The sequence below is a fragment of the Proteus sp. G2675 genome (assembly GCF_963886535.1).
Taxonomy (GTDB): Bacteria; Pseudomonadota; Gammaproteobacteria; order Enterobacterales; family Enterobacteriaceae; genus Proteus; species Proteus mirabilis.
This window is the reverse complement of sequence record NZ_CAWPCB010000014.1, coordinates 122,581-133,474: the sequence shown is the minus strand read 5'-3', so window position 1 is coordinate 133,474 and position 10,894 is coordinate 122,581. Positions and strand designations below refer to the sequence as shown.

The following is a 10,894-nucleotide window of genomic DNA, read 5'->3' as shown; positions in this document are numbered from 1 at the left end:
TGATTATTTAATATTGATTAGCTATAAAATAATATTTTATACAATATATTAATTATCACTTTCATAAATTAACTCTTTGAACAATATACTATTTATATTGCATATCATGTTTACAGGATTAATGAATAAAACAGGTATAATATTATTGATAACAATACATTTAAGAATATATTAAAACTATATTTATATATAATATAAATATTTTTATTTTCCAGATATAAAATGAATAATCATATCCACAGAATGAATTATTATAAGAACTCTATCGATGATAATATATTAAGTCGCGTTTATAGTATCGCTAAAGAAAAACCCCATGTGCATTACATGGGGTTTTGAGGAATTGTAACCTAATTATCTCATTCAAGTTACAATTGGTATTAACTTAATTTATGAGAATAAGAGATTAGATTATAATAAATCTGCAATCATTTTTTCTAATTTTTCCTGATCAACTGCAAACTTACGAATGCCATCAGATAATTTATCAACGGCCATTGGATCAGCATTATGTTGCCAATAAAATTCAGCTTCAGTGATTGGCGCAGGACGTGATTTAACTTCACCATTAAAGGATAGTTTATGCTCTACTTCACCTTGTGCTTCTGATAACTCTTTTAATAACGCAGGAGAAATAGTTAGGCGATCACAACCTGCTAATTCTAAAATTTCACCAATATTACGGAAGCTAGCTCCCATAACGACGGTGTTATAACCATGCTCTTTATAGTAGTTATAAATTTCAGTTACAGAAATAACACCTGGATCTTCTGCTGGTGCAAACTCTTTTTTATCTGTATTGGCTTTATACCAATCCATAATACGGCCAACGAATGGAGAGATCAGGTATACACCAGCTTCTGCACATGCACGAGCTTGAGCAAAAGAGAACAGTAAAGTTAGGTTACAGTTGATACCTTCTTTTTCTAATTGCTCAGCTGCACGAATACCCTGCCATGTAGAAGCAAGTTTAATCAGGATACGATCGTTACTAATACCCGCTTCGTTATACAGTTTAATTAAACGACGCGCTTTGACGATACAGGCTTGGGTATCATAAGAAAGACGTGCGTCTACTTCTGTTGAAATACGACCTGGGATCAGTTTTAAGATTTCTAAACCAATATTGACAGCAAGTTTATCACACGCATCAACGATTTGTTGCTCGCGAGAATCGCTTTGTGAACGCGCCCATTCAATCGCTTCATCGATTAATTTACGATATTCAGGAATTTGGGCTGCATTTAAAATTAAAGAAGGGTTGGTAGTTGCGTCTTGAGGTTGATACAGTTTCATTGCTGCAATGTCACCTGTATCAGCTACAACTGTAGTCAGTTTACGCAAAGAAGTTAATTTGTTGGTCATTTTGTTTATCTCATCTACTAGGTAAATCTGTTTGCAGTCACCTGCGGATATCTATTGATAATAACATGGACTGCTCACACTACAAGATGCTTAGATTCATCGAAAGCAATTATTTGAATGCCAAACGATTTCGCAAAACAAAAGTAGCAAAAAACAGAATAACAACTCAGGCTGAATCGTTTAATATGTCTATTTTATGGCACATTGGTGAAAGTATTGTTTTTTCCTATTATTATGATTTAACTTATCTACCAAACAATTTGCTATAGTAGAACTAAATCAAAATAACTATTGAGGGAATTATGCTAATTACTATTTCACCAGCTAAAACACTGGATTTCGAATCGCCTTTAGCAACAACGCAGTTCACCCAGCCTGAATTGCTAAAATATTCCCAACAACTTATTACAGAATGTCGAAAACTGTCGTCCAGTGATATCGCAAGCTTAATGAAAATCAGTGATAAATTGGCAGGACTAAATGCGGCTCGCTTTGGTGAATGGCAACCTGACTTTACACCCGATAATGCGCGACAAGCCATTTTAGCGTTCAAAGGTAATGTTTATACCGGAATGCAAGCCGCTGAACTTTTCACAGATGACGACTTTCAATTTGCACAACAGCATTTACGTATCCTTTCCGGTTTATATGGCGTATTGCGCCCACTCGATTTAATGCAACCTTACCGCTTAGAGATGGGCATAAAACTGAACAATAAAAAAGGCAGTGATCTATACCAGTTTTGGGGTAACATAATTACTGAAACGTTAAATAACGCCCTTGAAGCTCAAGGGGATAATATCTTGGTTAATTTAGCCTCTGATGAATATTTTAAATCAGTCAACCCAAAAAAACTCAATGCGGAAATTATTAAACCTGTTTTTCTTGATGAGAAAAATGGCAAATATAAAGTGATTAGTTTTTATGCTAAAAAAGCAAGAGGTTTAATGAGCCGTTTTATTATTCAAGAAAGATTAAGTGATAAGGCACAACTTAAAGAATTTAATCTAGAGGGTTATCAATTTAATGCCGCCGAGTCTGAAGGCAATACCCTTGTCTTTAAACGTGCAGAACATCTAGCAAAATAAGCCTCATTTTTTGCTATCAAATGATAGTAATTCATAAAAATAGCCCTGAAAATAGGGCTATTTTTATTGGGTCACAAGGGAAATTATAAATGCTTAACGACCACAGCTAAAGGCGACCAGTTTGATGAGGGAATAACGTCACTGCCTTGCATCGTCGATAGTTGTTGCTGATTAAATTGAGCCATTTGTTGAATAATTGTCGCAAGGGATCCCATTGATAATGTCTGTTCTTTTTCGATAACCTTCACAGGATCAGTTTCTATTTTCTCTACTCGGTTTGTTTTAACAGTCAAGACAAATTGATTATCAGCCGTTCGATACTGTTTATCTTTACCTGCTTGAGAGGATATTAATTTTTCATGCTCAGATAATCCTGATACAAAAATATGGCTCATTTCACCTTCATCATACACCGTCACTTCACCATGACGTTTTTGTACCACATAAACATTATTACCACTTCCTCCACCTAGATAATCATTTCCTGAGGTTGAAATAAACAGATCATGTCCACTTCCGCCATTAAGATTATCATTACCTTCTCCAGCAATTAAAATATGGTGCCCTTCATTGACAACAATATGATCATCACCTTTACCCCCATCAATCACTGAGCTACTTTGATTATGATTAACAACAATATCATCACCATCCATTAATTCTATCATTGGTAATAAATCTATAGCTTGAGAGAATATATCTTGTGATCTGTTTGAAAATAGTTTATTGAGAGACAAAATAGAATTAACAGGTTGATTATCATTAACAGCAATATCATCTCTCAGTAATTCTGTTACCTTTAATGGATAAGGCTCTAGTGTTTGAGTGGATATAATACGCTGTAATTGCGTTGAACGTGATGATGGTTCTTCTCTATGAAAATACTGAGGATACAATGATAATGCCTCTTTATTTAAACGTAGGGAGGGTGGGATCATCAGAACATCACTTTGATGACTCAACCTAACATCCAAAGTGATAGTGGGGATCAGTAAACGCTGACCGCTGTCTGGCTTAGGCAAATGAAAAACTCGATTATCTTTATCAATAAATTGAAGTGTCATTCCTGAGTTAAAAATAGCACTAACACTTTCCGTATCGAAAACAAGTTTAATATGAGCATCAGGATTATAGCGATGAGATAAAACGCCATCACTAAACATCAAATCAAATCCACTCACATCGGATAAAAAGAAATGACTAGTACAATCAGATGTTAATTGTTTATCATTATCACTCAGAGAAATAATGATCTTTTCATTTCTATTTTTAGCTAGCAATGAGCTTATTTGATAATTGTCATAACCGCGACTCAGTTTAATTGATGAATGAGCCGCAATTCCAGCATAATGATTATTCTCGCTATTACCCTGTAGATTAAGCTTTAAATGTTCTCCAGAAGAGAAACCACTGTATTGTAGCTCAGGTAATAATTGAATAAGTTTAGTTTTATTTTCAGATTGAATAGACAATGTGCGTTTATCGTCATTAATAGAAAGCTGTTGAAGCTTCTCTTGCTGATTATACTTTTCTAAATAACTAAAGTTATATGATACCTCTCTTGGTTGATTATTATTTTCATTAATAGTAAGTATAAAACCATCCATAGTCACAATGGTATATCGATGGGCTAATAATTGACTATTTTTATCTTGGTATACATGACTTAATGCAATTAAATGCTCGATAAATTGATCAGGATCTTTATCATTACTAACTTTAAGCGTAAAAACAATATCTGTTTCACGACGAGAAATAGCAGCAATTTCATCAAAAGTATAATTTAACTGGATAAGACTAGCTTCTGTATGCGTCTCTTCATCAATAATAGTTTCAAGTTGTTTAACATTATTATCTGTATTTGATGCTCTTAGAATAGTATAACTATCATTTCCTGCCCCTCCTTGTGCATAACCTTCCCGTAATACCAGCGTATCATCTCCAGCTAATCCATATAATGAATCTACTCCTCCCATGCCATTTAAATAGTTATTTTTTTGGTCACCATAAATAATATCATTACCTATTTCACTGCCTACTACATTTTCAATACTCTCTAAATAGGCAATAACGGGTTGTCTTTGTAGTGTTATATTAGGCATTGTATCCGCTAATTTATGGGTATAGATTTGTCCTTGCTCTTGAAAGATAAAAAGTCTGGCATGAAAACTCTGGCTATTGGATTTATTTTCTCCCCCGATAAATTTAATATAATTTTTAGATAAATTAACTTCATACCCTATATATTTTTTTTCTGTCTGAATAATACGTAATGTATCATTACCTTCTCTACCATAAAAACGGCTGGCATAACGAGGAGATTCAGAAGTGAACACATTAAAGGTGTCATCTTTTTCTCCTCCACTTAATCGTTTAGTCCCATTATGAACATCAAATATATTTTGTGTTATTAATGGTGCAGCAATAATATCATCCCCATTATAAGTATTAAAATAAAATAGCTCATTCTCACGCCAACTTGGCTCAAAATATTGTTTTTCAGCTGTTGATTTAATTAAATCATCTGTTAATTCTCCTGATGATAAATTTTGCCATGTTTTTTCTTTTGTTGTTCTTATTTTATCAAAAAAAGAGATATCCACCTCATCCTCAAAAACAGGATTATCATCTTCAAATGCAAAATTAATCGTATAACGATTTAATTGATTAACATAAAAATCCATATCAAAAATGAGAATTTCATCTGTTGCGATGGCTTCTTTAGGAACATAGTATTTATATTCCGTTCTTTCGACACTAAGATAATGAGAAAGCGCAGCTATCTTTTCTGCTTCTTCTTTACTTAAATTTTTCGCCACTCGTTGTACAACAATTTCTCCAAACGGATTAAGTATATTATCTAACGTTTTCCCCAATATACGAGGGATCACTTTATAATAATGATGTTCTTCATAAAGTTGTTTCTCATTCGTATAAAAATAATAACTGTGAGGCTCCTGTTTTTTTATTTCTTTAAGATGTTCTTGCGCATTTTGGTCAATCATGGTTTCTAACTGTGATATTGTCTCTAAATAGATGATTTCATTCTTTTTGCTTGGTAAGATATCCCCCATTAAAAATGCATAAAAACCATTATTAAGTTCTTCTAGTGGTGTAAATCCTATTTTTTCTTTCGCTTCTTCTATCAGTCTTGCGGCATTATAAATTGAAATGGCTAAGGCGATAACAGCGCCCGCGACAATACCAATAGGCCCCGCGACCGTCGAGCCAGCAAGCATTGCGATAGAAACCCCCAAAGTAACCAATCCGGAAACTATAGCTAAAGAGCCATTCACAATATAGTCAATCCGTCGTTTTTCATTTTTTTCTACTGAGATACGACTAAAGTTATCGTAGATATTATAGATATCAAATCCAATAGACAGGATATTAAGCCCGATACCTATTCGAGTGCTGGTTTTACTAATATACTCCAAAGGATTATTACGGTACTTTAATAATCCTTTAGCTAAAGCGATTTCAATGAGTTCAGATAAGCCATTATAGGCCATTTCTGACCATGTTATGGCAAGATTATTGATGGTCTCTCTATGCTCTTGAGGGGTTAATAGCGGATTATTAAGTTGCTCAGCAAGCATAAAGGTTGAATTGATTGATTGCCATATACCGAAGCTAATATTAGCGTAACCAATTTTACTGATAACTCTCATATGTCTGGGAATTTTTAATGAAGGTATTCTTAAATTTTCCCAATCTTGCTGATTATACTGTTTACTACCTAATGCTATTATTTTCATTAATCTTTCATGAGCCGCGACATAATCAGCTCTACTGGACATATGAGAAAGAAAATATTTAATTTTATCTTGTTTGTTATTTAATAGATAACGTAATAATGCAATAACTTCTTTATCTTTTTCATTGCCCGTCACAGATAAAAAATAATCATTAAGATGCTGAGGATCAAAAGTAATTTTTTTATCCCAGTTCTCTATCTGATTAAGATCTATCGCATCGATACTTTCACCATTTATCTTTGCACCTAAATAACAGAGTAATCTTTTGTCAATGACAAGATTATTAATTTCCACTTTAGAAGAAATGGTAGAGCTATCTTCACTTGTGGCTAAGTTAACTTCACCTTTAAACTCATTGAGTTTATTTAATGCTTCTACTGGTGATAAAGCGCTAATCTCTTCATCAGACTGACTGATAACAGCGAGTTTTTTTAAATTATTTATGGTCTCTTTATAGAGTTCAAAGCTTGAAATTTTGCTCAATAATACTCGTGATAAAATACCTTTATTACCCTCATCAAAAAAAGCATTAAGCCTATTTTTAGATAGTTCACTTAAATTATCTATTAAGTGAGGAGTATCATAAATCGCATGAATAATTTCAATAACTTGATACGTTCTTTCCGTTAAACTATAGTTCCCATAGTCTTTATTAGTTATTTCTTGCCACTGTTCAAAGTTCGTTCCATCCATTAAAAATTGGTTAAATTCTTTATTAACAGAGGGATCATAAAGTGATTGAATTAAATTCCTTTTTATTAAACTATTATCTGACGTATTAAATATTGCCGATAATTCAACCAAATATTTCTCAATTGCATTATCAATGAGTAAATCGTGATTTATTATTTTATCACTGAACTCTGCAAGCTTTTCTTTATGATATTTAAGGTTAATTTGATCGACTTTCCTAATAATTGCACCTAATTGAGCATAATTGATCTGATAGCGATTTAACTGAATGTAATTTAAAATATCAGCAATGGTCATATTGTCAGAATAGTCAGGAAAAATAGTGCTAATCTCATTCTGATAACCTAACTTAAACTCTTGATTATCTCTATAATTAGTGTAATTGTGTGAGACGAATTGATAGATTTCTGCAGCATAGTTTTTATTTTCAATATCTACTCTTTGCCTATTAGACACTGTATTAGGCTCATTAGGTACTGTTTCAGTAAGTAGCGTATTAGATGCACCTGTATCAGCAAGTAAAGGGTGACCAATAAACTGACTTTCAGTCGTCGGTTTTACCATAATGTATTCATTTTCAAGTATAACACTGTTATCCGTCACCGTATAAATAGGCATATTTAGCCGCTGAGCAATCCCTTCAATAAATAAATGACCACTTTGATAACTAAATAAAGTCTCCTTATTGGCAAAAACAATTGTTCTTTCACCAACAAATTGATGTTGTAAAATAACATTTTGTAGTGATTCAACACGGCTTTTCTGCTTAACAAGCGCATTGGTGGCAGGAAAGTATTCTTCATTTCCAGCAGCAATCACTCTTATTTCATGTTTTAAACAATAATCAAGAAAACGGCCTATTTCTGGTTTATCTTTTAAGTATTGTGTTAATTGTTCACTTTTTACACCATTATAGAAATAAATGACGATATCATCTTGATAAACGCTACTAATGCTTTCAATAATAATATTATCTACAAAATCTCTAGTAATAAAATTATTATCAACAAATAAAAAATCAAAATTTTCTTTACTTTCATTAAATAACAGATAACTACCATCTATTTCATTTTTGTTCTGATTAAATGACTTTTCTAGTAGGGTAAGAGGATCATTTTCATTAATATAAAAATTACTAGGATGATAGCCATGGTTTCGCTCCTGATAATTATTATTAAAATAACTTTCTAATTGTGCTATTTCATGAATAATCACTCTATTATTAAACTGATGATTGCTAAAAAACTCAAGATATAAATCACGATAAATACCTGTATCATCTGTTTTTTTTATAGAATCAATTTCATCTTCAATCAAATGAAGAAGCTTATTAACATACTTGTTGTTTCTATATTCTGATAATCTTTGATAAGTTAATTTTAAGTGCAGTCTATTTTCATCATCTAAAAGAAAAATATTTTTTATTTCAGAAACATCAATACCATCAATAATTTCTTTTAACGCTTTATAATTATTTTTAAAATTAATCGTATAATCATAACCAACAACCCCGATATTTCTATTTTTATCTAATATTAAAAAATGGTTATCAATAATTTGCTCATAAATAAAATTACTAATTCCAGTATAACCTTCATTGATTTCATTAACCATCATTCGATAAAAAATTGCTGCTACTAGGCTATTTTTTTGTGCTAATGCAATTAACTTTTCCTTTCCATAAAGGAGATCGCCATAGAATAATTTATCTTCTATTTTCTGTTTCACTTGATTCAGGATATCAACAAGAGAAATATTTTCATTGTTTTGATTAAATAGTATAATTTCATCAATTATAGAAAAACTGGCTGTTATTTTATCAAAATAAATATTCCCCCTTAGTGTATCAATTAATGAAACAATTTTATTCAATGAAAATGATTTTTTACCATTTAATAAATAACTATTAATCTTAATTAAATCTCGATAATAAACATCATTAAATTCCAGATATCCTTTTGGCTTACTCATTTTTTGATGTGCATTAAATTCAGTAAATTGAATATCAATACCATCACTATTGCTCATTATAATTACTTTACTGGATTTATTATTCTCAAGAATTTTATCTAAATTATTTTTAACTAAAAATATTCCCTCATCAACAAAAACATTTTTGGCCACGACTTCAACTAATTTACTATTTATTTTAAGTTCTAAAATGAGTTCACGCTGTTCACTGTAATGAATAACTCGTCCAACAACACCATCTTTAAAAGGCAATGAAAAACCAATTTTTTTTATATTTTCAGCAATACCTTTATGTAACTCGATTTCATTTTGATCCCATAAACTACGATATTTTGTTGTAGGATTTCTTTTATATTCATCAATTATAAAATATTCTTTTCCATCAGCTTTATTTAGAGTATAAGAGCCCATTGTTTTTATCAAAGCGTCTTTTATTGATTCTATATTAGAAAATTCCGTCAATTCAGAATTAGAATCAAATAGCGTAAATTTATAATGATTATTAGAATATCTCTTATAAGCAAGAGCAATGGCATGCGTTTTAAATGCAATAATCGCATAATATTCATTATAATATTGCATTATATATTCTAAGTGATAATTTATTTGTGAGAGACTACTTTCTAGCCTATTTGCATTCGATGCTTTCAAGCCATTTTCTGCTAAAATTTTTCGGTATTCGGTCGCCTTTGTTAAATCAAAAATTGTATAATTTATTTTTTCATATATTCTCTCCATTTGAAAAATCTGTGCAAATTTAATTTCTTTGATCTCTTTAATCAATTTTAACACTTCATATTCTTGTACACTATCAAATATAATTTTTTCAAGCTTATCAGATATTTTTTCTTTTTTATCCTTGTAAAGATTAATATTTTCCTTTAGCCAATGTAAATATTTATTCCCTCCTTCTATACCATTATTTCTAACCTCCAATAAATATTTCAAACTTATTCCATAACATACTCCTGAAAGTGGATCAAAATGGCTAAAATTATAATTATTTTCAGCTGAAGCGACAAGATTAATTCTGCCCATTATCTTTTCTAATGGTATTAATAAATCAGAAGTTTGTGAAAAATATTTAACGGATTTATCTTTCATTTTAGTAAAGAACCAATCCTTATTTAATTTATAAAGTAAATGTTCACCATTTTCTTTTAGCTGACGATGTTTAGCTACGGCAATCAAGAATGCTTCATCAATATTATTAAGATATATATGGAGTATTTTTTCTGAGTTTTCATTAGAGTCTCTAACAATAAAAATATTTTTATATGAATAGCTATCTATTAATTCAATAGTTAAATGACTATCAATATGTACCTGTTTTTTTGCCTTAATATCATTAATAACTTCGGCATAAATATCTTTAGGTGTTACTTGCCAATATTTATCGAGAGTAAAGAAATTAAAATATTCGTTCTTAGCGTAAAATCGGTAAGATATAGAGTTATCAGCAACACTGTTTTTAACCATTTGATTAATAGTATGAATAAGGTCATCTTTTTTAGAAAAGAATTCCACTGTACCTTCAAAGTCAATGATTTTAAATAATTGATTGGTATTATCTATCTGTATAAATAAGTTTTTATTTTCTATTTTTAAGTGAAAAAATCCTGATGGGTAATGCTGAAATACTGAATTAATACGTGTTTTATTTAGCTTTTGATAATTTTTGTTTGTAAGATAAGAATTATTAACAAATAAATTCTCTATACTTGCATTAATCTCTTTTACAATAAAATCAATCGCTTTAGTAAATTTATCCCGATTATAAAGAGATAAATTACTTTCTATTTTTATTAGAAAGTCATTAGCAGCATATTCATTTTTATAAGTAAGAATATAAATATAATTCTCAATTAAAACGCGTCTTACTGAATCAATATTAAAAGGTAATTCAACACTATGCTCTTTAATATATTTCACTATTTCTAGTGTAATTCTTTCAATATCATCATTGATATTAATTTTCTTAAATCTACCCATAGTCTACCTCTTTATTGTTAATTACAT

The 10,894-nt window shown here is 30.6% G+C and carries 3 protein-coding genes; 1 reads left to right on the top strand and 2 read right to left on the bottom strand.

The genetic code is table 11. The annotated features are described in order from the left end of the window. Positions 1–411 precede the first annotated feature (411 nt). On the bottom strand, positions 412–1,365 hold the full coding sequence (gene tal, locus AACQ49_RS04070) for a transaldolase (RefSeq protein WP_004245217.1): 954 nt from the start codon (positions 1,363–1,365) through the stop codon (positions 412–414). A 302-nt stretch (positions 1,366–1,667) separates the two neighbouring features. Between tal and yaaA the strand changes: the two genes are divergently transcribed. Beyond that, positions 1,668–2,453 (top strand): peroxide stress protein YaaA, encoded by a 786-nt coding sequence (yaaA, locus tag AACQ49_RS04065; protein ID WP_161778896.1) that lies wholly within the window; start codon positions 1,668–1,670, stop codon positions 2,451–2,453. 83 nt (positions 2,454–2,536) lie between these two features. On the opposite strand, the gene AACQ49_RS04060 is transcribed toward yaaA, so the two are convergent. Continuing rightward, on the bottom strand, positions 2,537–10,867 hold the full coding sequence (locus AACQ49_RS04060; RefSeq protein WP_161778895.1) for a calcium-binding protein: 8,331 nt from the start codon (positions 10,865–10,867) through the stop codon (positions 2,537–2,539). Between the last annotated feature and the right edge of the window lie 27 nt (positions 10,868–10,894).

What these genes read in the sequence shown, in the direction of transcription:
- tal (WP_004245217.1), bottom strand. Translation starts at nt 1,365, where the DNA reads ATGACCAACAAATTAACTTCTTTGCGTAAACTGACTACAGTTGTAGCT.
- yaaA (WP_161778896.1), top strand. Translation starts at nt 1,668, where the DNA reads ATGCTAATTACTATTTCACCAGCTAAAACACTGGATTTCGAATCGCCT.
- AACQ49_RS04060 (WP_161778895.1), bottom strand. Translation starts at nt 10,867, where the DNA reads ATGGGTAGATTTAAGAAAATTAATATCAATGATGATATTGAAAGAATT.